The sequence below is a fragment of the Pseudomonas baetica genome (genome assembly GCF_019733355.1).
Taxonomy (GTDB): domain Bacteria; phylum Pseudomonadota; class Gammaproteobacteria; order Pseudomonadales; family Pseudomonadaceae; genus Aquipseudomonas; species Aquipseudomonas baetica_A.
In genome coordinates this window covers 1-224 of the sequence record NZ_JAIHLQ010000205.1, presented here as the reverse complement: position 1 = coordinate 224, position 224 = coordinate 1, and the positions used below count along the sequence as shown (strand labels likewise).

Annotated in this window: 1 protein-coding gene; it reads left to right on the top strand. The window is 61.2% G+C overall.

Features of this window, described 5'->3' with window-relative positions; all coding sequences use genetic code 11:
- The coding region (locus K5E40_RS34765) for an immunoglobulin-like domain-containing protein (RefSeq protein WP_221734467.1) at positions 1-224 on the top strand (224 nt) is incomplete at both ends.

The following is a 224-nucleotide window of genomic DNA, read 5'->3' as shown; positions in this document are numbered from 1 at the left end:
GGCACCGTCACTTACACCGCCACTGTTGGTGCTCCGGTCACTGGTTCGCCGGTCACCGTGACTCTGGCCAACGGCCAGAACATCACCATTGAAGTCGGCAAAACCACCGGCACCGTGACCACCACTGCGCCAAATGACGCACTGACCGGCCATGCGCCGCTGACGAATGCGATCACCGGCGTAACTGGCGGCAACTACGAAAACCTCGTGGCCGACAAAACACC